The organism is Spiroplasma endosymbiont of Tiphia femorata (assembly GCF_964020225.1).
In the GTDB taxonomy this organism is placed as follows: Bacteria; Bacillota_I; Bacilli_A; order Mycoplasmatales; family VBWQ01; genus Spiroplasma_E.
This window is the reverse complement of the sequence record NZ_OZ026544.1, coordinates 446,906-471,680: the sequence shown is the minus strand read 5'-3', so window position 1 is coordinate 471,680 and position 24,775 is coordinate 446,906. Positions and strand designations below refer to the sequence as shown.

The 24,775-nt window shown below is 22.8% G+C and carries 42 protein-coding genes; 19 read left to right on the top strand and 23 right to left on the bottom strand.

Annotated features, from left to right (window positions below; genetic code table 4):
* Window positions 1–17 precede the first annotated feature (17 nt).
* Together AACK83_RS02815 and AACK83_RS02810 are read left to right on the top strand one after the other, a co-directional pair.
* A complete protein-coding gene (locus tag AACK83_RS02815) occupies window positions 18–1,229 on the top strand; it encodes a hypothetical protein (RefSeq protein WP_338959301.1) in 1,212 nt (403 codons plus the stop codon).
* A complete protein-coding gene (locus AACK83_RS02810) occupies window positions 1,201–2,565 on the top strand; it encodes a hypothetical protein (RefSeq protein ID WP_338959300.1) in 1,365 nt (454 codons plus the stop codon). The genes AACK83_RS02815 and AACK83_RS02810 overlap by 29 nt, the downstream gene beginning before the upstream one ends.
* On the opposite strand, the gene AACK83_RS02805 is transcribed toward AACK83_RS02810, so the two are convergent.
* On the bottom strand, window positions 2,566–2,751 hold the full coding sequence (locus AACK83_RS02805; RefSeq protein WP_338959299.1) for a hypothetical protein: 186 nt from the start codon (window positions 2,749–2,751) through the stop codon (window positions 2,566–2,568). It abuts the gene before it with no gap.
* A 111-nt stretch (window positions 2,752–2,862) separates the two neighbouring features.
* A complete protein-coding gene (locus tag AACK83_RS02800; RefSeq protein ID WP_338959298.1) occupies window positions 2,863–3,762 on the bottom strand; it encodes a hypothetical protein in 900 nt (299 codons plus the stop codon).
* 300 nt (window positions 3,763–4,062) lie between these two features.
* Here AACK83_RS02800 and AACK83_RS02795 point away from each other — a divergent pair, with 300 nt between their 5' ends.
* Entirely contained in the window at window positions 4,063–5,184 is a 1,122-nt protein-coding gene (locus AACK83_RS02795) for an Mbov_0401 family ICE element transposase-like protein (RefSeq protein WP_338959297.1), read from the top strand.
* A gap of 2 nt (window positions 5,185–5,186) precedes the next feature.
* On the opposite strand, the gene AACK83_RS02790 is transcribed toward AACK83_RS02795, so the two are convergent.
* From AACK83_RS02790 to AACK83_RS02690, 21 genes are all read right to left on the bottom strand, one after another.
* Complete coding sequence (locus AACK83_RS02790) at window positions 5,187–5,621, bottom strand: hypothetical protein (RefSeq protein ID WP_338959296.1); 435 nt, start codon at window positions 5,619–5,621, stop codon at window positions 5,187–5,189.
* Between the two features lie 194 nt (window positions 5,622–5,815).
* Window positions 5,816–7,057, bottom strand: a complete 1,242-nt coding sequence (locus AACK83_RS02785; RefSeq protein ID WP_338959295.1) for a DEAD/DEAH box helicase — start codon at window positions 7,055–7,057, stop codon at window positions 5,816–5,818.
* Between the two features lie 457 nt (window positions 7,058–7,514).
* Complete coding sequence (locus AACK83_RS02780; protein WP_338959293.1) at window positions 7,515–7,886, bottom strand: hypothetical protein; 372 nt, start codon at window positions 7,884–7,886, stop codon at window positions 7,515–7,517.
* A gap of 26 nt (window positions 7,887–7,912) precedes the next feature.
* Window positions 7,913–8,140 carry a hypothetical protein gene (locus AACK83_RS02775; protein ID WP_338959292.1) on the bottom strand — a complete coding sequence of 76 codons (228 nt, stop codon included), beginning with the start codon at window positions 8,138–8,140 and terminating at the stop codon, window positions 7,913–7,915.
* Complete coding sequence (locus tag AACK83_RS02770; RefSeq protein WP_338959290.1) at window positions 8,100–9,122, bottom strand: hypothetical protein; 1,023 nt, start codon at window positions 9,120–9,122, stop codon at window positions 8,100–8,102. The genes AACK83_RS02775 and AACK83_RS02770 overlap by 41 nt, the downstream gene beginning before the upstream one ends.
* Window positions 9,123–9,146: 24 nt before the next feature.
* Entirely contained in the window at window positions 9,147–9,281 is a 135-nt protein-coding gene (locus AACK83_RS02765) for a hypothetical protein (RefSeq protein WP_338959288.1), read from the bottom strand.
* A 13-nt stretch (window positions 9,282–9,294) separates the two neighbouring features.
* Entirely contained in the window at window positions 9,295–9,429 is a 135-nt protein-coding gene (locus AACK83_RS02760; RefSeq protein ID WP_338959286.1) for a hypothetical protein, read from the bottom strand.
* A gap of 375 nt (window positions 9,430–9,804) precedes the next feature.
* Window positions 9,805–10,710 (bottom strand): hypothetical protein, encoded by a 906-nt coding sequence (locus AACK83_RS02755; RefSeq protein ID WP_338958200.1) that lies wholly within the window; start codon window positions 10,708–10,710, stop codon window positions 9,805–9,807.
* A gap of 11 nt (window positions 10,711–10,721) precedes the next feature.
* The gene (locus AACK83_RS02750; protein ID WP_338959284.1) at window positions 10,722–11,774 is read right to left on the bottom strand and encodes a hypothetical protein; all 1,053 of its coding nucleotides are present in this window, start codon (window positions 11,772–11,774) and stop codon (window positions 10,722–10,724) included.
* Between the two features lie 2 nt (window positions 11,775–11,776).
* Entirely contained in the window at window positions 11,777–11,968 is a 192-nt protein-coding gene (locus AACK83_RS02745) for a hypothetical protein (RefSeq protein WP_338958204.1), read from the bottom strand.
* 9 nt (window positions 11,969–11,977) lie between these two features.
* On the bottom strand, window positions 11,978–12,175 hold the full coding sequence (locus tag AACK83_RS02740) for a hypothetical protein (RefSeq protein WP_338959282.1): 198 nt from the start codon (window positions 12,173–12,175) through the stop codon (window positions 11,978–11,980).
* Window positions 12,176–12,259: 84 nt separating this feature from the next.
* Complete coding sequence (locus tag AACK83_RS02735) at window positions 12,260–12,553, bottom strand: hypothetical protein (protein ID WP_338958209.1); 294 nt, start codon at window positions 12,551–12,553, stop codon at window positions 12,260–12,262.
* A gap of 11 nt (window positions 12,554–12,564) precedes the next feature.
* Window positions 12,565–12,819 (bottom strand): hypothetical protein, encoded by a 255-nt coding sequence (locus tag AACK83_RS02730; protein WP_174480864.1) that lies wholly within the window; start codon window positions 12,817–12,819, stop codon window positions 12,565–12,567.
* A gap of 21 nt (window positions 12,820–12,840) precedes the next feature.
* Entirely contained in the window at window positions 12,841–13,047 is a 207-nt protein-coding gene (locus AACK83_RS02725) for a hypothetical protein (RefSeq protein WP_174480862.1), read from the bottom strand.
* A gap of 1 nt (window position 13,048) precedes the next feature.
* Window positions 13,049–13,282: a hypothetical protein gene (locus tag AACK83_RS02720; protein WP_174479931.1), complete on the bottom strand. Its 234-nt coding sequence runs from the start codon at window positions 13,280–13,282 to the stop codon at window positions 13,049–13,051.
* 1 nt (window position 13,283) lies between these two features.
* A complete protein-coding gene (locus tag AACK83_RS02715) occupies window positions 13,284–14,141 on the bottom strand; it encodes a hypothetical protein (RefSeq protein WP_338959280.1) in 858 nt (285 codons plus the stop codon).
* A gap of 119 nt (window positions 14,142–14,260) precedes the next feature.
* A complete protein-coding gene (locus AACK83_RS02710) occupies window positions 14,261–14,425 on the bottom strand; it encodes a hypothetical protein (protein WP_338958215.1) in 165 nt (54 codons plus the stop codon).
* 22 nt (window positions 14,426–14,447) lie between these two features.
* Entirely contained in the window at window positions 14,448–14,687 is a 240-nt protein-coding gene (locus AACK83_RS02705; protein WP_338958218.1) for a hypothetical protein, read from the bottom strand.
* Window positions 14,688–14,705: 18 nt separating this feature from the next.
* Window positions 14,706–14,906: a hypothetical protein gene (locus tag AACK83_RS02700; protein WP_338958221.1), complete on the bottom strand. Its 201-nt coding sequence runs from the start codon at window positions 14,904–14,906 to the stop codon at window positions 14,706–14,708.
* Between the two features lie 2 nt (window positions 14,907–14,908).
* Window positions 14,909–15,190: a hypothetical protein gene (locus AACK83_RS02695; protein WP_338958222.1), complete on the bottom strand. Its 282-nt coding sequence runs from the start codon at window positions 15,188–15,190 to the stop codon at window positions 14,909–14,911.
* A 359-nt stretch (window positions 15,191–15,549) separates the two neighbouring features.
* Complete coding sequence (locus tag AACK83_RS02690; protein WP_338958223.1) at window positions 15,550–16,485, bottom strand: rolling circle replication-associated protein; 936 nt, start codon at window positions 16,483–16,485, stop codon at window positions 15,550–15,552.
* A gap of 455 nt (window positions 16,486–16,940) precedes the next feature.
* On the opposite strand from AACK83_RS02690, the gene AACK83_RS02685 reads away from it, so the two are divergent.
* From AACK83_RS02685 to AACK83_RS02610, 16 genes are all read left to right on the top strand, one after another.
* The gene (locus AACK83_RS02685) at window positions 16,941–18,662 is read left to right on the top strand and encodes a hypothetical protein (protein WP_338959278.1); all 1,722 of its coding nucleotides are present in this window, start codon (window positions 16,941–16,943) and stop codon (window positions 18,660–18,662) included.
* Window positions 18,663–18,675: 13 nt separating this feature from the next.
* Entirely contained in the window at window positions 18,676–19,584 is a 909-nt protein-coding gene (locus AACK83_RS02680) for an ABC transporter ATP-binding protein (RefSeq protein WP_338959276.1), read from the top strand.
* 747 nt (window positions 19,585–20,331) lie between these two features.
* Window positions 20,332–20,475: a hypothetical protein gene (locus AACK83_RS02675; RefSeq protein WP_338957035.1), complete on the top strand. Its 144-nt coding sequence runs from the start codon at window positions 20,332–20,334 to the stop codon at window positions 20,473–20,475.
* A gap of 14 nt (window positions 20,476–20,489) precedes the next feature.
* Window positions 20,490–20,642, top strand: a complete 153-nt coding sequence (locus tag AACK83_RS02670) for a hypothetical protein (protein ID WP_338959274.1) — start codon at window positions 20,490–20,492, stop codon at window positions 20,640–20,642.
* Between the two features lie 16 nt (window positions 20,643–20,658).
* Window positions 20,659–21,066, top strand: coding sequence for a hypothetical protein (locus AACK83_RS02665; RefSeq protein ID WP_338957031.1), 408 nt, complete (start codon window positions 20,659–20,661; stop codon window positions 21,064–21,066).
* Window positions 21,067–21,069: 3 nt separating this feature from the next.
* A complete protein-coding gene (locus tag AACK83_RS02660) occupies window positions 21,070–21,507 on the top strand; it encodes a hypothetical protein (protein ID WP_338957028.1) in 438 nt (145 codons plus the stop codon).
* Entirely contained in the window at window positions 21,497–21,790 is a 294-nt protein-coding gene (locus AACK83_RS02655) for a hypothetical protein (protein ID WP_338956663.1), read from the top strand. The genes AACK83_RS02660 and AACK83_RS02655 overlap by 11 nt, the downstream gene beginning before the upstream one ends.
* 3 nt (window positions 21,791–21,793) lie before the next feature.
* Window positions 21,794–21,937 carry a hypothetical protein gene (locus AACK83_RS02650; protein ID WP_338957025.1) on the top strand — a complete coding sequence of 48 codons (144 nt, stop codon included), beginning with the start codon at window positions 21,794–21,796 and terminating at the stop codon, window positions 21,935–21,937.
* A gap of 221 nt (window positions 21,938–22,158) precedes the next feature.
* Window positions 22,159–22,413 carry a hypothetical protein gene (locus AACK83_RS02645; RefSeq protein ID WP_338956667.1) on the top strand — a complete coding sequence of 85 codons (255 nt, stop codon included), beginning with the start codon at window positions 22,159–22,161 and terminating at the stop codon, window positions 22,411–22,413.
* A complete protein-coding gene (locus AACK83_RS02640) occupies window positions 22,413–22,658 on the top strand; it encodes a hypothetical protein (RefSeq protein ID WP_286640816.1) in 246 nt (81 codons plus the stop codon). Before AACK83_RS02645 ends, AACK83_RS02640 begins: the two co-directional genes overlap by 1 nt.
* Before the next feature lie 121 nt (window positions 22,659–22,779).
* Entirely contained in the window at window positions 22,780–22,980 is a 201-nt protein-coding gene (locus tag AACK83_RS02635) for a hypothetical protein (protein ID WP_338957016.1), read from the top strand.
* The gene (locus AACK83_RS02630) at window positions 22,967–23,776 is read left to right on the top strand and encodes a hypothetical protein (RefSeq protein WP_338957014.1); all 810 of its coding nucleotides are present in this window, start codon (window positions 22,967–22,969) and stop codon (window positions 23,774–23,776) included. The genes AACK83_RS02635 and AACK83_RS02630 overlap by 14 nt, the downstream gene beginning before the upstream one ends.
* A 15-nt stretch (window positions 23,777–23,791) precedes the next feature.
* Window positions 23,792–23,950 (top strand): hypothetical protein, encoded by a 159-nt coding sequence (locus AACK83_RS02625; RefSeq protein ID WP_338957013.1) that lies wholly within the window; start codon window positions 23,792–23,794, stop codon window positions 23,948–23,950.
* A gap of 41 nt (window positions 23,951–23,991) precedes the next feature.
* Window positions 23,992–24,180, top strand: a complete 189-nt coding sequence (locus AACK83_RS02620; RefSeq protein WP_338957011.1) for a hypothetical protein — start codon at window positions 23,992–23,994, stop codon at window positions 24,178–24,180.
* A 17-nt stretch (window positions 24,181–24,197) separates the two neighbouring features.
* Window positions 24,198–24,383 carry a hypothetical protein gene (locus tag AACK83_RS02615; protein ID WP_174480219.1) on the top strand — a complete coding sequence of 62 codons (186 nt, stop codon included), beginning with the start codon at window positions 24,198–24,200 and terminating at the stop codon, window positions 24,381–24,383.
* A gap of 17 nt (window positions 24,384–24,400) precedes the next feature.
* Window positions 24,401–24,775, top strand: coding sequence for a hypothetical protein (locus tag AACK83_RS02610; RefSeq protein WP_338957002.1), 375 nt, complete (start codon window positions 24,401–24,403; stop codon window positions 24,773–24,775).

Here is a 24,775-nt window from a genome sequence, read left to right as displayed (position 1 = left end):
AAAAGGTGGTGAATATTATGCTAGGTAGATTTTTAAAAAAAGATAAAAGTACTAATAATGAAGAAAAAACTAAATTAACTTTTTTAAAAGGTAAAAGTACACATGCTTCTATTTTAAGTTATTTTGGTTTTAATGATTTTAACCATGAAACTTATTTTACTGATTTTGTAGCAGAAAATAATGCTAATTTATATAATGCTCCATTAGATATTAATAATGAAGTTATTACGAAATATTTAATTCAACAAGAATTTTATAGAAAAAATTGAAACTCTATTTTTAAATTAAGTAAATTAGGAATTAGTGGTTATTTAATTTTTATTGCTAATGATGATTTATATTTTCAAGTAGTTGATATACAACAAAGAATATATGATATTACTGGTAAATTAATTCAATGTACTATTTTTTATGATAGTTACGAACAAAATGCACAAACAGTAAGATTATTCGAAGTTTATACATTAAATAATGAACAAGTAATAATTAATCGTGCAATTTATAGTATTAGTGATAATAAAAAACAATTTCCATTAGATTTTAAATCATTTATTAATAATCCTAATCTATTACAAGAACAAACACTAAATATTAATTATATACCAATATCAATTATGCGAAATAAAGCAAATGAGTTAGCAGATTGTGATAAAGTAATGGATAAAATTAAAGCATTAGATGTTATTTATGAACAAATTGTTTTAGATACCATTTTAAATTCACCTAAATTTATATTTAGTCAAACTTATGGTAATGTTCAATCAACATTAGAAGAAGCAGTAAGAACATTAGTTACTAAAAATTATATTTTTAAAAGTGGCGGAGATAGTAACGAACAAAATGAAAATATCAATATGACAAATAGTAATTTTAAAGGTAAAAATTTAACTGATATATATGATTGAAATGTTAATGAAATATTTAAACGTTGTGGTATTCATATACCAAGTCAAAAGAAATCTGCACAACAATCAGTTCCCGAAAGTACAGCAGTAAATATTTCAACTATTAATTATATTGAACAAAAATTATGACAATTTAATATTGATATTCTTAAATTTATTCAAATATTAGTAAGTGTTGATAAAGACTTATTAAATAGTAAAACCTTTAATATTAATGATGAACAAGAAATTAATAACTTAACCGTGAAATTAAAATTATTTAATCCCGAAAATAACCAATTAATAGGAGAGAACAATGGAAAACAACAACAAACCACAAACTAAGTTTCCACAGAAACAAACTAAACTCAATCAAGCAGAAGTAGAAAATGATTATTTAATTGATAATATTCCTTATGACTTTACTAATCTTATGAGTAGCAAAGGTGACCCTGAGCTTAAAAGAGCATATGATGAATTTAAACTAAGAACTTTATATATTTATGAAATTGAAGGTTTAATTGCTATTGGTGGTGGAAGTGAAACAAGAAAAGAAATTATTAATAATGCAAAAGTAACATATGCTAAAATTGGTAAATATGATGGACCATCACCAGTACCGAAAAAATTAGCTGATTTTGAAATGAAAAAGAATGAACAATATACATTATATAGTCATAGAGAACCAAACCCACCATATCCAAGTAGATATATTGCTATTGAGTTATCACAGAATTTTAATGACATTGAAATTGAAATAAATGATAAACCACCAATTGATAGTTTACAACAGTTATTACTAGATATGCTAAGTTATACATATAACTACAATAGAAATTTTGAAGGTGCTAAATATAATGATAAAACTGGTAAACCCGATAATGATATAGCAAAATTAAGAGCAAAATTTGAAGGACAAAAACCCGAAGAAGTAATAACCAATTTGTTTAAACAATGAGAATTAGATTATCCAAATTACATAAATTTACTACAAGTGAAAATATTTAAACAAATATTTATAATGTTATCAAAATATATTTATTCAAGTATGTCAATTAATAAAGGTTTAAATGATGATAATAAAATTTTATTACCTTATTTTTTTGAATTAAAATCAAAACCAATACATCAAAATGAAAATAAAATTTGAGAGTATAAAGATATAAAAGTTATATTACACTCTTCATATTTTGATTTGACTGATATTAATAATATCAAATTAAAAAGTAATGATATTAGTCAAAATGAATTATTTAAGTTAGATGATAATCAATTTAATTGATTATCTATAACTAATGAATTAGAAAGTAACAATATACCTTCATTAATTCCTGCTGATTGAACACTTGGTAATGGAGAATACGGAAAATACTTTACAAGAACAATTATTGAAAAAAATAAAATTGAAAATGTTTTAAATTTATATGGTTCAAATAAATCACAATTATTTTCAAAATTAGAATTTTATAAAGAAATTTTACAAATTGATAATAATAACGAATTTGAATTACAAATAGAAAATCCGATTAATAATTTAAATCGGATTGAAATTAGTGGCATATTTGGTGCTGGAAATTATGATTTAATTTTAATGACAGATAAGCAAGAAATAAATTTACAAAATATTAATTTATTTGATAAATATAACGAAAATATTTCTTATATAAATTTAGAGATATAATTATTCAAAATAATTATTTGTATAAGTACCATCTCATTTTACATCTTCATCATGATGTTTAAATTTAGAAAAATATAATTCAGTTTTATTCGGACTATCTCATTTATTTCATCAAATAGTTGTTATTCCTAATACTCTTTCGCCGTTTGGTTCTAAATAGGAATTATCTATTTTATGGGTAAGCACCCCCCATGATTAATCCTATTGTTCCAGTTGTTGCACCAGTTAGTGCTAATGCTAATGTTATTTTACTTAAATTTGTTTTTATTCATGTTTGCATATTAAATTACTCCTTTTTTATAAATGAGGTGCAATTGAATTTATTTCATAAATTTCTGCACCTGAATAATATTCATCACCTAATTTATTTATTGCTTCATATTCTCAAAAAATATTTTTATTTTTATCGTAAAATATACTAGCTTGTAATTTCAAATTTTTATGTAAATTTGATGAATTTGAAATTAACATTTCATTATTTAATTCTTGCAGTTTATATAATATACTATTGTCTAAATCTTCTTCAAGTTTCAAAAATTCTTGTCAATTATCTCTAGGTAAAAAACATCTTATTAATTCTGGGTTTTCTTCGTCAATTTCATTAAGATGAATTCCAGTTAAAAACTTATCAGATAATATTTCATTTTTAAAATTAAATAGTTGTTTTGCTTTTTCTTTTATTGCTTTTTCTCTAGAAGTTCATTTAGCAAAAATTGCTAAACATAAAGAATCATTAGATTTGCAAATTTTTTCATAACTTATAAATTTTGCAATGATGTCTTTTTCTGCTTCTGTTCCATCACCACTACCTTTGTATGTTTTTGTTAAATCCAAATTCAACATTGTTAAATCTATAGAAAAAAAATATCATAATTTTGTACTTGATTTATTTGCATAATGTTTATCTAAATAATAAATTTTTGATTTATCATTTTTAACATCAATTCCAGTTTCCTCAAGCATCTCATTAATTACTGTTTGATAAGGGTCAAGATTTTCAAGACCTCCAGTGATAGTACCATATTCACTAATTTGTTTATCTTTAAATAATGGATTATTTTCTATAACTAGTAAATAATAGTATTCATTGTTTTTAATAACATAAGGCAATATAGCAACTCCTTGGTTATTACATCAAGGCTCTTCTACACCATGCATAAATTCAACTTTAATAAATTTTAAATATTCTTGATTCATTAAATTACTCCTTTAATTTTTAATTTTACTTATAAATTGTACTATTTTTGATTATTTTTACAAGTATGCTTTTAAATACAAAATAAACGCCTTTAATTTAGGCGTTTATTTTCTGATACCTATACTATTAATTATATTGAAATTGTTTATTATATTTTAAATATGAAAGTGGTTTTTTTAAACAGTTTTGATTTAATTTTAAATTACACTTATATATGTATATAATAAACAAGTAAATTAATTTTTTAAATATATTTACAATAAATTTAGATTTTTTTAAAATAGTTAGGAAAAGTAAATGTGAATTTTAATTATAAATGAAATTTTAGAGAACAAAGTGCAAAAATTGATAAATTAGTTTTAAAACATATAACAAATAAATGAGAAAAAATAGATTGAAGAATAAAAAATACAAGAGATAAAAAGAAATATAAAATTGTTGATTATCAATATCGAACGAGAAAAACTATACATGGATTAGTAACTTATAAAAGAAGAATTTATGAATATTTTAATGAAAAATTACAAAAATGAGTTCGTGTTTGTTTAGTTGATGAAATACTAGAACTGCCAAAATATAAAAGAATAGGTGAAGATATTGAACAAACTATTATAGAATATTTTGCTGATGGAAAAAGATACAGAGATATTTGAGATATTATAAAAAAAGCAAATATTAGTCTTAGTTCTATTCATAGAGTTTTTAAAAATTTAGAAGTAATTGAAGCAAATCCAGTAAAAGTAAAGTTAGAAAAAAATCAGCCTATTTTTGTAGCAATTGATGATGGTCACCGAAAATTTTGAAATTTTAAACGTAAAGGTACAAAACATTCTATGCGATTAATAGTAACATATACAGATAATATTAATCATAAAGTACAAAATAAAAGAGTAAAGGCAATTATAAGACCAACAAAAACAAAAATTGGAGTTAAAAAAACTGCTGAATTTGTTAAAGAACATTGTCAAAAATTTTATGAAAATATTGAACAAGCAAAAATTATTATTTGTGGTGATAGTGCAGGATGAATTAAAGAAGTTGCTGATTATTTAGGTGCACAGTTTGTTTTAGATAAATTTCATTTAATTAGAACATTATATCTTGGAATAATCGCTGGAAATAAAGAAAAATATTTAGAAGAATATAATCATTGTAAATATTTAATTAATAATGGTCAATATGAACAATTAATTAACTATTTATATAATCAATTAGATAATCATAAAAAATTAAAAAAACAATACTTTAAAAATAATAAAGAAGGTATTGAAAATCAAGGTGCAAAGTGAAATATTGGTTGTTTTACAGAAACTAATATTTGACATGTTTTAAAAGAAATGCTTGGTAATAGAACATATAATATTTTAATTTATATTAAAATGGTTATTTTTAAATGTAATAAGATAAATTTAGAAACATAGCTTTAATGTATGTAATAGTTACTTATTATTTCACAATTTTGAATAGCATCTCAAAAATTATTATTTTTTATTTTTACTTTTAAACCAATAATGAAAAAAGTTAATGATAAAATTATAATTATTAAAATTGGTACTAAAATTAGACAAAAAATCACTCCAATTTGTAATTGAATTCAACTACAATAATTTCCATTACATTTAGTTATTGAACATACAGATTTGGGAGAACAACCTAAAATATGGATTATACTGGTTGTACTTAATATTCCAAATCCATTTTTTTCTAGGTTTATATATTTTTTCGTTAATAAATTGTAAATATGAGAATGATAATCACAAGAACCTATAAGAGTTAAACCTATAATCATAATTAAAATAGTAAAAATAAATAATAATACAGTTATTAACTGTAATTTTTTAAGTGCTTTAAGTTTCATTTTTAAATTCTCCTTAACTTTACTTCATAAGTTTAACATTTAACAAATTTAATTATAAGTATTTTAGTTGCAATTTATTGAAAAAAAATATATTATTTAAATACAATTTCATAAAAATCCAAATTATTTCTTGTCTAAAATATAATAAGACTATATAAGATTTAATTTATTCCGGATTTTTGACAACCGCCCTTTTAATATTTTGGTTTTCTTTTTCATTTTGAATTATTATCAACATTACGTTTAAAATCATTTCTATTATTATGAGATGAAAAATTTAATTTAGTTGGTACTTTAACAACATTTTTAGGCAAATCTCAACCTGTAGTATCTAGTAAAGTAATTTCATGATTTTGATAATATTGAATTTCTTGAATTTCATTATATTGAACTCTATTACTTACTAAAGTAATAGCAGTTCCTTGTGCTCCAGCACGAGCTGTTCTACCAATACGATGAGTATAGTATTCATATTCACGTGGAATATCATAATTAAAAACATAATCAATGCCATTAATGTCAATTCCTCTAGCAACAACATCAGTAGCAATTAATACTTTAACCTTACCATTTTTAAATTGTCTCATTGCTTCCATACGTTCTCTTTGACTTTTATCACCGTTAATAACAGCACATTTAATATTATTTTGTTCTAATAATTGTGCAATTTTGTTAGTAAAATCTTTTGTATTTGAAAAAACAATACTTAATTGTGGTTGTAATTTTTGATATAAAGTAACTAATGCAGTTTCTTTTGTTATATTACGACAATCAAAATAATATTGTTTAATATTTGCTTGTTGTAATTTTTGACTTTCATCTTCAACAGTAATACTAACTGGATTATTTTGATAATCATCAGCAATTTTTAAAACTGGTTTTGACATTGTTGCTGAAAAAAGGACAGTTTGAATATTTTGTGGTGAATTCTCAAATAAGAAATCAATATCTTTTTTAAATCCCATTTTTAACATTTCATCTGCTTCATCTAAAACTAATGTTTTAATTGAATTTAATCTTAAACTACCACGATTAATATGATCAGTAATTCTTCCTGGTGTTCCAACAACTATATTACTAGTTCTTAAATCATATAATTGATTTCTAATATTAACACCACCACATAATAAAGCAACATTAACACCATTTAAAAAATAAGCATATTTTTTTACTTGTTTAGCAACTTGGATTGCCAATTCTCTAGTTGGACAAACAATAATGGCTTGATTACGATATAATTTTATATCTAAATTATGTAATATAGGTAAGACAAAAGCAGCAGTTTTTCCGGTTCCGGTATGACTTTTTCCAATAATATCTTTTTTTTGTAAAGAAACTGGAATTGTCTTCTTTTGAATTGGTGTTGGGGTAGTATAACCTCATTTAGCAATAGCAGCAGTTAATTCTTGTTTTAAATTTAGTTCTGTAAAACTCATATATTTCTCCTTAAAAATAAATTTTGAATAAATTTAGAAAAAATGATAATTATAACCTGAAAAATAACCTCTAAAAGAGAATTATTTTAAAAAAGGATTAGTTTTATTTATTATTTATATATAATATACTTACTTACATTTTAAAGTATTAATTCATCTAATTTTTCTAAAATTAAAAGTTGTCAAATAATTTCATGATATTATTTATTTCTTTGACATCATTAACAACTTTTTGATATTTTTTTATCAATCATATCTTAAAAGAAAATTGCGAATTAATCAACAACTTAAATATAATACACTATTTTTAATTAAATGTAAAGATAAATTTTTAGAAATGAAAATATAAAAATAATAATTAAAATACTATACAAATTTTTAATTTTAATCAATTTAAAAATTTAAATTATATTAGAAATTTTTTATCATAACAAAAAAATTTGAAAAATAATATAAATTATCAAACATTAGTATCTGCTTTTTTAATAATTCAATTATCAAATAAAATATGATTATTTTTATGATTCTTAATCATTCCAGTTAAAAAACTAGTGTTTGCATAACGAATAGTTAAATAATTATAACCATGCATACCACCCGCATTTCTTTTAACTTTAAATGTATTATCATTTACTTTTTCCACACTAGTTCTATCACTTAAAGTAGGATTTTTTGCTCCTTTTCAAAGACCATTTAAAGTAACTGAAATATTACCTTTAATAAGATCTTCGGTTGTAGCTTTAGAATTTATTTTTGAACTAATATAGTCACTAATATCACTCATTTTTTTATTATTTTGAACAAAGTCATCAAAATCTCCAGGATTCATATATATTGTTAAATTATTATCAGTAGTTATATCAATACGCCCTTCAGCGCAAATGCACTTTTTGTATAAAATATTTTACCTAATGCTGTTGCTGTTTGCTCTGCTCATTCACCTTGCGTTTGATTAGGATTAATATTAATAAAATCTAAAGTCATTGGTGTTAATCTTAATCCTGAAATGCTTCAATCACTAATAGTGATTTTTCCAAAAGCATTAATTTTCTTTTTTTTCTTCAGGCACTCCTTGTTTTCCAACAAGTCACTTAGTAATCTCATCTGAAAAAGCTGTTGCTGTTGGTGATAAATAATTTTTCAAAGAATCAATTGCTTCATCAATTGTAGGTTTAGTAAGCGCTTCATACATATGATCACCACTAGCATACACATCATTTTTTTGAAGAACTTCTGATTGAGCATTAATATCAACTTTAGTAATATTAACTTTATTGTTATTAAGTTTTCCAGTAATTAATTCTTTTGCTTTTTGTAATAAACTTTCACTATCAGTAGTGGCGTTTTCCATTTCTATCATAAAATCTTTTAATACTTTTGTTACATTACCAGTTGAAGCTTCAATTAAATCTTTTAAATTAGCGCCAGTATTAGCGTAATTAAAATCAAAAATATTAGATACTTCAATTTCTGTCTTTTTGTTACTTTCATCTTTATAAGATAATTTTAATTTTAAATCTGTAGTAAGTTTATATCACATTGTTATCTTATACGTTTCTGGATCATAATTTTCAATACCAAAATCAGCTTTTTCCTTAGTTCAATTGAATTGTTTATTTGTCATTGTTGTTCCATTAAAATCAATTTTTAAAATTTCATTAGTAGTTATATTATTAAATAATGGTTTTAAATCAGATGGTTGTAATAAATAATCTTCAATAATAAAATTTGTAATATCTTCTTGAAGCCTAGTTAAAAATATATCTTTTATTTCATTATCAACCAGACTGTCACTATCTTTAGATAAACTATTTAAATTATTAGTAATATCTTTTCCAAATTCACCAAATTCATCTTCAAAAGTTAAATTCTTATATTCACTAATTAAATTTGCAAGTCCTAAACTAATTTGCTCTTTAGCTTTTTTTAATAATTCTTGTACATCAGCATTTTCCGATACTTCATCATCAGTATCAGAACTATTACCATTTCCACATGCCACTACATTTACTGCTAATGGTGCTGTTAATCCAAAAATTGCTAATAATTCTAATATTCCCTTCACTCTAGTACCCTCCTAAAATTTCTTTTAATATCTTTTATCAAGTAATAGGGGCTTTGCCCCTCGTTGCTTCGCAACTCACCCCAGCGGGGCTAAACCCCGCGGCCAACCAACCAAGGTTCTGGTTGGCTCCGACCAATAATATAGGTTTAAATTTTTCAAAATACTATAATTTTTATAAAAATGGATTTGTTTTTTTTGAAAATTTATCAAAATTTTCTTTTTTTTCTGATTTTATTTTTAATTCTTGCATTTGTTTTTCAATTTCTTTTTTAAGTCTTCTGTCTTCTTCTTTTTTTTGTAATTCCATTCGTTGTTGTTCTCTTCTTATACGTTCCTTCTGTTCACATTCTCAGGCTTTTTCATGAGCTTTTTGTTCTTCTGCTTTTCTTCTTTCACGGTCTCTTTTTTCTCATTCTTCTTTGACTCTTGCTTCTTTTTCAGCTCTTTTTAGCTTTTCTTTTATTTTTTTTCTTCTTTTTTCCTTTCTTGTTGAAACTCATTATATTTCTTCATATCTTCTTTTTTTTGAGCTTTAGCTTTATCATTAAATTCCTTATATTGTTCATTTTTTTTTCACATAATTTAATCACCTTTCTTTTTCAAAATAAAAAACTCATTTATTTTTAAAATAAAATAATGAATTAAAAACTTATATTAAGTTTATGAATTTATTTTAGCATCTTTATTTATTTTTGTTAGAATGTTTATTTCTATAATAACAAGCACGACATACAGTATTTTTAGTTTCTTTCTTTTCAGTCTGTAATATATTATCCAACTTATCTAATCCTACTGCTTTAATATCATCAACAGTAAAATCTAATGCTTGTGACTGTTCATAGTCTTTAACACTACTTAATTCACTCTTTAACGAATGAATATAATTTAAAGCACGACTATTATATCTTTGTAAATAAGACTTAGGAAATCATAAACTAAAAGTCATAGTTTCACCACTATAACTGGGTGGTAATCCACCACGTTTAATTATTCGCTTTGTTTGTCTTTTAGATAAAACAATTTTATTATAATCATCAACATTAGTATAAATATTAAGTTTAAACTTAACTAAAAATAATAAAATACGCATTCTTTTAACTTGAACAATATACTCTACTTTTTCACGTGCTTGTTTTGGTATTCTATCGGGGTGTTGTTCAATCATATACATAATTCCATTAAAATTATGACCTATCAATTTACAAAACATTCCTAAACTTTCCTGTGTTTCTTTAAATTCGGGTGACAAATCATTACTATTAATTTTTAAACCTAATTCATCAAAAACAAGCATATCATTCTCTTTAAAAGCATAATTACTATTTAATTGATTAAACTTAAAAACATCATCATAAGAACAGCGATAACTATATTCATTACGTACTTTAATAGGAATAGGACTAACTACCCTACCCTTATGTTTTTGTGCTAAACAACAAGCAAGGGCAGATTTACCAGTACGTGGTGGTGCTGAAATAATATAACTACCTACACGTTGTAATATCTTTATATTTTTTCTAGTTATTAAAAATGGATATAGTATTATTAATAATAAAATTCCTAAAAGGAAATAACCATATCAAGGCATTATTTCAACTCCTAACCAACTAAAAATCCTACTGCTTTTAAAAATACTCATAAAGTTAAAACTTGTTCTAAACCACTAGTAAAATCAACATTTAAAACAGAACTAATAGTATCATCAAAAATACGTCTCAATAATCCATCAAGTTTAGTAAAAAATTCTCTTAATGGTTCAACTGGTAAAACTTTACCAACAACACCATAAAGTACTCATCTAAAAGCATTACGCAAATGACCAAAAACATCATATCAACTAACACGCTCATACTCAGGGTTAAAAGGACTATTTGGTGGAACTGGCATAACTTTTTCACTTGAAAAAATATTAACTTGACCAAGATTTAACTGTGGTGACATATAAGAATATGAATCGCCGTGAACATCAAAAAATACTGTTAAATGTTTTAAATTTGGTACACGAATAGGCAAAGTAACAAAATTATATAAATGTTGCTGATAAATATTATTATCAACCTTACCTTTAAAAACATACTTTGTATCACCAACATAATCTAAAAAACTAAAAGTAAAATTAGCAGTAAAAGTTTTAAAACGTTCATATTCAAAATAAAACATAAATCCTTGAATATAAAAACTCAAAGGTTTATCAATTTCAAAATTTAACTGTGTTTGAAAATTTATAACTCTCCTATCGTTATTAACAAAATTCAAATGATTAGTATTCTTTTCTGAAACATAATTATGATTAAACATAATACGTGAAAATTCATCCAATTGTTTTCTATTAAAAGTATAAACGCCAGACCCCATATTTATCTGTTGTTTTGGAACACCAACTGTATCACTATAATAAGAACATATATAAGTACCCTGATTACCAATATATTCACCACTAACTAATTTTAAATCCGGTTGGTCAATGTCAAAATAAGCAGAATTTCATGGAATTGTTGCTCAATCATTAAAATCATTATACTTAACGTGTTTAACCATTTCTTTTGTAATATCATAATTAACAACATTAGGGTCATTTGAAACAATTAAACTAGTTGGTGCTTGAACAGAAGTATTTACAACAAAAAATATTTTTGCAAACTTAAATCACATAATTATTTACCAAATAAACATTTTAAAATTCACCATGAACCATAAAACAAAACAAATCCAATAAAAAACTGTGTACCATAAACTACTAAATTTCATAAAATAGTAGTAAAATCATCAACTGGCTTACCTATAAACATAGTTCAATAATCAACTATACATTGATGTATTTTATTATAAATTTCTAAAACACTCATACTTAACACCTACCCAAACAATGACCTAAAAACAAATTTAATAACACGATAAATAAAATTAAAAAATACACCTAATACCAACCAAAAAGTCAAATTAAACAAAATATAAACTTCATTAGTAATGTTTGGTTGATTTAAAAATATTTGAATATCTTTACTAGAAAATATAAAAATAAAATGTAATATACTAAGAACAAAATTAGACATAATTAATCACCAATACCAAAATCACGAGTTGAACTACCAGTAAACTTATTACCATCAGCACCACCTTTAAACTTACCTTGTTGTTTATTTCTTGTTTTTCACTTTTTCAACACGTCTTTGATAACTCTTAGCAATTTGTTGACCAGTACCAACACCCAAAGAAACAGAACTTTTACCAATGAACTTAACAGCATATCCTAAACCTAATGTTGGTAACATCAATTCAGGTAAAATAACCCTAAATGCAAATCTAAGCAAAATCAAAAATATCATTAACGTACCTAAATTAAAACCTAAATCACCAAGTGGAAAACTAAAAAACTTCATAAAAATTGAAGCAAATAATTGCATAACAGTTGTAATAAAAGGTATAAACATAATTTCACATCCTAATGTCTTGTAAATCTAAATAATCCTAAAATTAAATAAAATACAAAACTAACATTTATTAAAGCAAGAATAGGCAAAGGTAAAGTGTATAAACTATCATAAAAAAACGACTTAATAAAAAGTGTCACAGTATGTAATCCAGCAAAAGAACTTAAATACTGCATATAAATAGTTTGTACCAAAGTATTAACAACTGGTAAAAGTCTACCTAATAATGGTAAAACAAAAACCAAACTAAAAAATAACTTTACCATTTGCTTACTCCTTTCTAATTACTAATGAGTTCCATGGATAATATGACCAACAAACTGCTTAATAAATACAAGAACCATAAATACGATTGAAATTAAAACTGGTCAATTTGTAAGTGTTCCACCATCGCCAGTAGTAAATACTCAACCAAAAATATAAGTAAAAGCATTTAATAATTGTTGTCCAACACCACCTATCATGGTTAATAATGCTGATAGTCCAGCGGGCATATTAATCACCCCCTTTCTCTAATTCTTTTTGTTGTTTTTCCATTTCTAATTTACGTTTCTTCTTTTCAAAATCTTTACGACAAAAAGTACAATCAGGGTCATTTTCTTTTTCCTTTACATGTTTTTTATGTTTGAATTTCTGTATACCCTCATGTATTCAATTACGACAAAATCAAAGTATAAGACAAAACCCACCAATATATAAAGCATATTTTATAATCTCCTTAAAATCCATTTTAAACACCACCTAACGTATAAGCATAAGAATAATCCCAATTTAAACTTGCTCTATCTAAATTAATCTCAGACATACTATCATCATTTAAATCAACATCAACCATACTATCATTTGTACTTTGATAATCACTAACACTAGCATTAATTAACCTTGCTCTTTCATCAGTAAATACTTCTTGTAACTCTGTATTATTATGTGTATTTCCTAACGGTAACAATAAAGTATTTATAATCTCACTTGCTCCGGCAATAATAGTAGGAATAGCAAAATAATTATTAAAATTATTATTAATACCCATAGCAACACCACTACTAATCAAACATCCACCAGTACCCATATTTGCTATCTTTCTTATATTTTGAAATTTATTAGGTATTAACTCAGTTAAGCCACTAATAACATTTGCTATACCAAAACTATTTAAAGATATATAAGTATCTCAGTCTACAAAAGGCTTATCAATTACTGGCTTAGGAGTTGGTATTGGTGTAGGAATTGGTAGTTCAGTAGGACATGGTGGTCAAAAACAAGGTTCATCTCTTAATAAAGAAACTGACTTATCTACATACTGAACAAAATTAGCATAATTAATTAAACCAATTGTTCCTAAACCTAAAAATATCTTTTTATAACTATTAATAACTTTATTTCTAGTAGTAGGTCTTTGATTAATATTCCATATATCAATTCCTAACTTTTTACTAAATAATAATGAATTAATAGAACCTAATATTGGGTCTTTTAAATATTGACCATAATAAGCACTTACGCCAACCATAGCACTTAAAGGACTTAATCCAGTTCTTAAAATTTTAATTAAAGTATAATTACTAGTTTGCTCTAATTCATTAGGCATAAATAAAACTCCTTACTTTATATAATAATAAGGAGCATATATATACTAATTTGTATAACATGGGAGCAAAGTACACAAAAAAGTATATATATACTCCCTATTTAGTTTTTTTTAAAATATTATTTTAAATGTTTAATAACAGTCTTTCTTTTAATCTCACTATATTTAAACTTTTCTTCATCTTTACCAAGATAATTAAAAGAATGTAAAAGTAAAGTTTGAAATTTAATTAAATCATTAACAACCGTTTCTAATTCTTCAATACGTTTTTCTAAATCTTGCACTTTTATATACCACCTTATTTTTTTATTTATTACATTTATGATTTTTATTTCAACAATGATAACATTTATTACAATCAACACAAATTAAATTTTCAAGCATAGTTAATATCATTGAAACATCAAAATTACCATAAGGCTTTAAAAATTTTGTAGTACATTTTTTATTACTACAACGAAAATTAACAAATTCATCTAATAAAAAATCTAAAAACTTTTTTTCATCAATTCCATTCATTTTTAAATAACTTTCAACATTTAACATTTTAAACCTACCTTAATTTTAATTTTCTTTTAACTGTAATTGTTTTTTTCTCATTGATTTATTTAACGCTATATTTAATATACAATTAGGACAATAATAATTTTTAGTATATAAATTTTGTAAAACTTTTTTAGGACAAATAACTTGGTCACAAAGTTTACACATATAAATTGCTAAATGAAATGCTTGTTCACATAAACAATTATCATTTTTAACCATAATTATTTATCTTTTCATTCAATAATATCTACAATAGTACCGGATAAATCTAATTTTAAATCATAATAATTACCAACTTTAAAACTAAGTTTATGTAAATATTGTGTAAAATCATTAACTACTAACGGGTTATATCATTTATCCCGTACTTTACCGGTAGGTATATTTGTTTGTTTATTAATTTCTAAAAAAGTTAAAACATCAAATTTCAAATTTTGACCTTGATTATTTTTATCAGGTATCATTCTATTTTTATCAATATTAACCAATTGAACTTTAAACATAAAAATTGCCAACTTCTTTCTATATAAAATATAAATTGAATTGGCAAACAATTATAAATAACTAAATTAAAAATATACAACTATAAAATTAATTTAATAAATAAAAAGTTCTTATATTAATATTTAACTATTCCTGGTAGGGAATTGTAAACCAATTCAAATAAGTTAAATATAATTTAAAAACTAATCTAAAATATATTTACTTATAAGTAGATAATATCATAATTAAATAAAATATCAATAAATATAAAACAAAAAGTAAAGACATTTACTACCTACCAGAACAGCAAATATCTTTACCACAATTAAAGTATAACAAATGTACCAAAAAATACAAATATTACAAAAAAAATATAAAATTAATGTAAAATCCGTTTATTTAAAAATATTTTTTGAATTTTGCTTTTATCAAAAATTTTATAAATAAAATCTAAAATATCATTTTTATTAAATGTATTTTTTAATCAATACCTAAATCGTAAACTTTCTAAACTAACATAATAATTAAAGTCTTTAAAATAATCACAATTTGCAACATAATCATAACTTCCACCAATTAAATTGGTAACACCTTGTTCATTTGGTTTAGTTTTAAATAAATAAAATTCTTTTGCTTTTGCACATGCTTGTACTAATTCTTGTAAACTTAACATTTTAGTTCCGCGAACTACAAGCGGATTTCTACAATTTCTACTAAATGAATATGCTTGAACACCAACATCTTTTTGATTTAATGATTTAATATTTTCTTGTACTTTTGTTACATATTTACTCAAATATTTAACTACAAATTCATTTGTTCCTTTATGTACAACCTTTAAATCAATACCTTTATTATTACCAGCATGTGTTCATCATGTAGTTATCATACTATATGGTATTTTACGATTAAATAATATATGAAAATGAACTGCACCACGCTTTTGATATTCATAAACATAAAAATATCTTAATTCACCCAAATGTTTAGCACGTTTAGGGTCATTTCATCAACGTTTTAAACGTTTAAAGAATAATTGTAAATCATGTTTTGCTTTTTTAATATCAGTTTCATTTTTATGATAAGTTAAAGTTAAAAAACTCAAAACTCTTGCATTATAAAAATTATGTAATGCTTTTTGAACTAATTTACATTTAGTACGAACATTATTATTTCTTAATTTAGTATTATTACCAATATTCTTTATACCTAATTTATTTCTCTCATTTTTTAAAATATCAATAGGCAAAACAACATTCTTAACATAACAAGCATAAAAAATTTTTTTAACATAAAAATTGTATGAAATATTCATCTATAATCAATCCTGGTAGGAATTTTTGATAAAATTGAATGATTTATAAATAAATATAAATCTTTATATATATTATCATAAAAAATAAAAAAAAGTATCAAATTTGACACTTGCGGTGAAAAATGATACTTAACTAAAGTTTTAGTATATTCTATAATATTTATAATTAAAATGTTGTGAATATATTAAGTTTAATATTTATGTAAACTAATAAGTTTATAAAAAAAATAAAGTTTAATTTAATAATCAAAAAATAAGCATTGTAATCATAATTATTAGATTATCTTTTATATCAAAATTTGTTAAATTTTATTACTTATAATTAAAATGTTCAAATAATATTTCTTTTTTTAATACAGTTTAATAATAAATATTTTTTCATTTTCATTAAATTATATTTTATAAACAAAAAAAATAATTGATTATAATTGATAATATGTAAAGGAGAAAAAATAATGGACAGATTACTAGAAACCACAACGAAAACTATAGAAAAAACTAAAACCAAAAAGGCAAGTTGATTTAAGTTATTTAGATTAATTATAATTAAAATTAGTTACAGTTTTATTACAGCATTTTTATTTTTATTTTCAATAGTAATTTCGGTATTGAGCATTAGTGTTTTGTTTTTTTTAAATTTATCAATAGAAGATTTTATTATTGATTTACAATATTATATTATGATTTTTTATAGTATATTTTTATTTATTTTTATTTTATTAAATGCTATAAAAATTTTTGGTACTCAATTTGAAGATAGTTCTTTCTTATTATTACTTACTAAACCTTATACAAGAAATGTTATTATTTTAACTCAATACGCTGCTTTATTTTTTATGAGTTTAACTTTTATTTTCATAAATATTATTGCTTTATTAATCTTTGGCGGGATTTGCGGAATTATTATAAAAGTTTCTTATTTAACTTTTTACGTATTAACGATCCTAAAGTTTTTTGGCTTTTGCTCTTTATTTGCTGTTTTAGTTACTATTGGTGTAGTAACAATGTTAGCTTTTACTCCATCACAAACAGTTTTTTTAATTTTTGTTATTTTCTGTAGTCTATTTTTATTAGGTGGTTTGCCTTACTCATTAACCAAAATAAATAGTGACATTATTAAAATTAATTTTGAAAATAATATCCAATATACTGTTAGTGAAATCAAAGAAGCAATTTTATTTAAACAAAATTTAGAAAAAGGATTAATTAAATATCCAAATTTAACAAAAGCTATTTTTGATTTTTATTCTAATCTTAGTGATCAAGAATTAAAGGATATTAAAGAAAATAATGTTATTAATAAGCGTATTGATTTTTATCAAAAATTAGGATTTATTAAAACAAATCCTACTGTTAAAACTCTTAGTGGTAAAACAACCTCTTGAAAACCACCTGAATTTCAAAATAAAAATATATTTATGAAAATTACTTTTAATAGTTATTTTAAAAACTTAGATGAATTAAAAAACAATGTTGATAATAATCAAATTACAGAAGACTTAATTAATATAATTAATGATTATGATAAAAAATATAATATTGATTCATTTATGGATCTGCAAAGCGGTAAAGCACCTTCACTATTAACATACGATACTGATATTAATAATACTTATATACAAATTACAGGTCCAATATTAGAACAACCTGTTCCACTATCACCCAAGGAAATTAAAAATATTTTTATTGATACATATGCATATAAATTTGATTTTCGTAATGAATTTAATAAAATTTTTTATAATCCTGTTTATTTTTTAGTTAGAACAACCGAAGAATATATTTATAATCAAATTTATATTTATCGTCAGATTACTAATAATTCTGTTACTAATGATAAAAATTATAAAAATTACATTAGTATTGCAAATAGTTATCAATTTATCAATGCAATAAATTTTATTGAACATTGAAATCAAATTTGGACTTATTTTATGGACTACTATGGTGATTTTTGATTTGAACCTTATGCAACATCTAGTATCGATTTTGATACACAAAAAAATACTTTATTTAGTTATCCTGATTTTAAACTAACATTAAATAATAAAAAAATAAAAACCGATAACATTGATTATTTTCAAAATAATAAATCAGTTCTTGAAATATATTGTGGATTTTCTATCATTTTATTCTTACTTTCTTATTTAATGTATAATCGAAAAATTGTTAGTTAGGAGAAAACTTATTATGGGAACTACAGAAGACATTATGATTAGTGTCAGAAACTATAACAAAAAATTTAAAAAGTTTAATATTAGTAATATAAATTTTACTGTATTTAAAGGAACTATTCATGCTTTGGTTGGTCAATCTGGTAGCGGAAAATCCGTTTTATTAAAGTCTATCATTGGTGCAATGCCTAGTAACAGATACAGTGGTACAATTAAGGTTAATGATTACAAAGCAGGAAGTGCAAAATCAAAATTAAGCTTAGGTTATTCCTTAAATTTAGAAAACTTTCCACAAGGTTTAACAGCTTATAATTTTCTAAAATATTTAGGACAAACAACTACTATTACCGATAGTGCTTTAGAAGTTAATTTACAAAAATTATTAAATAATTTTAATTTATGAGAACATCGTAATAAGGGTTTAAATTCTTTCTCTTCAGGAATGAAAAATAGAATTATGCTAATTCAAGCCTTAGCACATGATCCAGAATTAGTAATTCTTGATGAACCTGGTGCAAACTTAGATTCAGAGTCACGAAAATATTTTACAAATGTATTAAAAAGATTAAAAGAAGAAGGTAAAACTATTTTCTTAACAACTCATATGATTAACGAGGTTAAAGATATTATTGATGATTGTACTATTATTGATTTGGGAAAAATGCTTTATAGTGGACCAATAGCAAAATTTGATGTTGGCAAAATTTTTATTTTAACTACCAACAATTTACCATTAACAGCCACTATATTAACAAAATATCAATATCAATTTAAATATCTTAAAGATTTAAATGAAATCTTAATTCGCTTAGATACACAAGAAAAAATTGATAATCTTAGTTCAATTTTAAATAAATATAAAATTGGTATTCAAAATCTTTATGAAAAAGAAATAGATTTATCACATTTAAAAAATTTTTTATAAAATAAAAAAACAAAAATTTAACTATAAAATTTCTAATCTTTTTAATTTCTCATAGTATAAATTATGGGAGGTTCCCAAAAACGTAGGAAGATAAATTACTAGATAAATAAATTCTTTTGAATATTACCATTTCAAAATGATGATAGACAAATTAAATTCTCTTTTACCCTTAAATTTATATTCGACGTATTTTAAAAAATATAGATTTTATAAGATAAAATAAAAATTATTCTCAAAGGAAAAAGACAAGAAATAATCTTGTCTTTTTTTGTAATTGTAAAATTTTAAAATTTTTATTATTAACACCCTTTAAATATCTACTACACGCAGTGACCAAGTAGGAGAAAGTTAATAATTAATAACCCTCTTTAACACTATTATCAACACGTGTTAGGGAATTAAAACAGTGAACTACAACACAGTTGTTAAAAATAGTGGCCAAAACATGTGGACTTGCATGGATAAATAAAAAGTGGAGTGATACCTAATAAAATATACTAACCAGTAATGGTAATTCTTGGGGTGGGAGCGAATTGGAAACTAGTATATATAGACCTACTAGGGAACCTACTATATTAATTCTATTCTTTATTTAACCAACCTTGCCACCCCCCAGTGAGCAAGCGTTGGTTTTATTTTTTTTGAAAATTTTTTTGGGCGAAAAAATAAATTTCAAACTTGTAAAAAAAATTGAGCGGTGCCGGTTCAATTAAAATATTAATTTGTTTAACACAAATTAAATAAATATTGAATCGAATGCCTCGATTTCTTTTTAAAATTTCACAATTTATTTTTGAGCCCAGAATTTCTGGAATGAATAAAACTAATAGTATTAATAATATAAAAATAAAAATATATATTCTTTATGCTACAAGCAACAGAATATATTAGAAAAGAAAGTAAAAATGGAAGAAAAAGAAAAGAAAGAATTAATAGAACAAAAAATCAAAATAGCAAAAAAACATCAAAAAAAGTGATTAAAAATAAAAATAATTATTACTTTAATTTCAACTTTAATTGGATTAATAATTTTATTAATTACTGTAAGTAAAAATTAAAGAAATAAATAAAGTTATGAATATTAATGAAAATAAAAAATGTGAATTAAGAATTTGTAAAAATAAAGTTTGAAAAGATTGTATTAATAATTCTACTAAAACTATTAAATATAAAAATTGACCAATACCTTATTTAATATGTGACAGTTGTTATCACAAACTACCTAAATACCTTAAACAAACAGCAAAAATAATTGAAAAGGATATTTTGATTATGAATAAAACTAAAAAAAGAAGAAAAAGATGTGTTGAATGTAATGAATTATATGAAGATAACAAAATCAATATGCTTTATCACTTTAAAACAGAATTAGAAGCAGAACAACATAATACTAAAAAATATGAAGATAATTATGATATTGAAAAACATTTAGATTATACAAAATCATATGGATATGTTTGTGATTGATGTAGAGATGATTAATAAATGCAATACGAATTAATCATTGGTATTGACCCTGCTGGTATTGGTAATAATGGAATTGTTATATACTCAAATGAAACTAATAATATTATTTTTAATGAAACATTTAAAGCAAAAACAGTTTTAGAAAGTAAAAATATATATAAAGAATATTTTAAATTAATTAAAAAACAATTTAAAAATAAAAAAATATTAGTTATTGTAGAAAATTTCTTTTTAAGTTCAAAACAGTTATTAACTAATCCATTAGCAACACCAAAAGTTATTGGTGCTTTAATGATATTAGTACAAGATGTTATGAACTGAGATTATCATGAAAATGAACCAAAAAACAAAAATAAAATAGAAGATTATAAAGGAAATATAAAATTTACAAAACATGAACAAGATGCTTATAAACATATTCAATATTATTTAAGGAATTATAAAAATGAAAAATAAAGAAAATTACGTTAAATTAACAGTAAAACTTAGTAATACTATTGAAGTAAAATATCATGAAAAAGGTAATAAACAATTATATTATACTGTTCGTGGTCAATGAAATGGATTAAACTATGTTACTTTAATTTTTAATAACCCAAAATTTTATAAACGATGTATTTTATTAAACAAAAATGATGAAATTATAGTAACTGGTCAAATCTTTAATACTTTAAATATTCCTAAAAATCGTGCATTTTGTTCAATTAATGTTAAATGATTTAAAAAATGAAAGGAATAAATAATGAATTTTGATGAATGATACATGAAAAAAATAAAAGAAACTTTAAAAATTATTGAAAGTGATAGTTATAAAGAAGAACTAAAAAAACATAATGAAATCATTGAAAAACATAAAAATTTAATGAAAGAACTAAATAATGAATAAAGAAAAATTAATTAATTATATTAAAAAACAACAAAAATTCTATAACGGTACAGAAATAGATTTGATACTTGATATTTTATTGTAAAAAATAATTAATGGTGAATTTAATAATGAATAAATGTAAAAAATGTAATAAAAGAATCTGATTAAGTAAAAATTGATGTATGACATGTTTAGAAATAATAGTTAATAATTTAAATAAAAATAAGGAGAAATAGATAGTGAATAAAGACCAAGAAATTATTAATGAATATAATAAAAAACGTAATAAAGAAATAACTGAAGAACATTTATATAATATAGAAAAATTAAGAGAAGAGTTTAAACAAAAAGTAATTAATAAATATAATGAAAAATTAATTATCTGATTGAATAAGCAAATTAGTATTTGTTTATGTGATTCATTAAAAGAAGCAGGTAAACTTACTGCTTATTATAAATTAATTGAGTTTATAGAAAATGGAGAACTTCATTAATGATAATATTACCTACTTTGTTTGAAAATAAAGATGAAATTGAAATATTATCACCATTTCCAAAAGCAATTCATACAAGTAATGATATTAGAGCAATTATTTTAAGACAATATCCAAATGTTAAATCAAAACACATAATTGTTTCTGACCCCGAAAGTAATGTTGCATTAATAGTTGGTGATAATGATGTTTATCAAGGTTGAATTAAAGTAACAGTTAAAAAATTAGAAATTAAAGGAGAATAAACAAATGCAAAAGGAAAAAATTAAAATTAGAAATTATGAATTTGAATTAAATTCTTATGTAGTAGATTCCTTATTAGATGTTATAAGAGAACTGATAAAAACAAATAAAGGAGAATAAATTATGTTAGATGAAATTTTAAAAGTAATTTTTGATAGAGCAGATAAAAAAGAATTAATTAATATGATAGAAAGATTAATTCTTTGTACTAATAATAGAAAAGAAACAAAAAAATGACTTATTAGAGAATTTGATAAAAATAATTATGTTTTAGAAAAATTATTACAATTAGAAATACAAGGAGAAAAAAATGGAAACAAATAATTATACTTTAACTAAATTAATTAGAACTGGTATAAGTCCTATTTGTGCAATGATTGGTACAAGTGCTTATTATGGTCAAGTAATTGCAAATCCAATATTAGGTTCAATTAATAGTTTATTATTTGGTAAAAAATTAGGTTTAGATATATGAAATTTAAATCAAAGACCAAATACAAAAACTAAATTAATTAATAGTTCTAAAAAAATTATTTTAGGTTTAGGAACAATTGGTTTAGCAAATTATAGTAAATGAACAGAAAATAATATTAATCCTATTATTCCAACAACACCAACTCCAATAACTACTACAACTACAACAGAAGGTCCTCCATGATTACTATTAAATAAACAAGAAAATCAGTCATTAATGGATTGAGATACATATATTAGTTTAAATGCTTATGGTATATCAAATCTTATTAGTGGAATTCTAGAATTAATACCTAATAAATTTGAAGCAATAAGAAAAATTTGTAATATGGCAACTGGTGGATGTTTAATATCAAGTGATGTTGCTATGGGTATTAATAATGATTTTAATAATTCTTATGCAGTACCTACCATAATTGCTGGTGTAAGTGAAATTATCCATAATTTACTTCCAATAGAAACAAATCATAATAGAGAAATGCAAGAAACTTCATTTACAAATGAAACTGCAAGATTAATAAATGATAATAGATTTACTATTAATAGTGAAACATCAAGTCAATATGGTAGTGGTAATATAAGCGAAGCACTATTAAATAATGATAATGCTTCATTAAATTGAGATTATAATCACATGAGTTTATAAAGGAGGTGAAAAATAATGAATAAAGAAAAATTACTTGAATATTACAATGATAAATTAAAACAACATGAAAAAGATTTACAAGAAATACGACTGAATGAAGGTATAGCTAAAAATATTTTAATAGACACAAAATATATGATTGAAAAAATTAATAAAGGTGAATTTGATGAATAATCAAAAATAAAAAAATAAAAAATTGAAAGGAAAATATAAAAATGAAAGAATTTTTAAAAGCACTTGAAACAATTGGAATAAGCACTGGTATATTAATTTGCAGAGAAATTATTGTTTTATTAAAACGATTTATTACAACTCCAAAACATGTTAGAGCAAATAACAAAATTATCAAACATCAAAAAAAATTAGCAAAATTAAATGAAAAGATTAATAAAGAAAATAAATAATAAAGGAGAAAAATAATATGACAAAAATTGAATTTAATGAAAAATATAGAAAACAAGATATCAGTATTGATAGAGATTTTGATTTACATATTGATAATTGTTTTAAATTTTCTGATATCAATACATTAGAAAATGCTGTTAATGATTATAAAAAACTAATAAGTGAAATGCCACAATTAGTTAAAGATTGATTATTGGGATAAGATTAGGAGAATGTTAAATGTTAGAAAATGAAAATAATGTTCAACAAACAACTGAACCTTTAACTGAAAATAATGCTCAACAAGAAATAGAAAATAAAGTTAATGAAGCAGAAAATAAGTTAAATAAACTTAATCAAGAAATTAAAGAAAAAGAAATAATTAATATATTTAAAAAATATCAAGTTAAAAGTGAATTTTATGATTTTTTAAAATTTAAAACTAATAATTTAGAAAATTCAAAAATTGAAGAAACTATTAAAAAAATCATTAAAGAACAACCAGTATTTAAAGAAACAATTAATACAGGTGGCAAACCACAAACAATAATAACAAATCAACCAAGTTCAATAAAAAGTACATTATTGGATTATAAAAAAAATAATAATTTATAA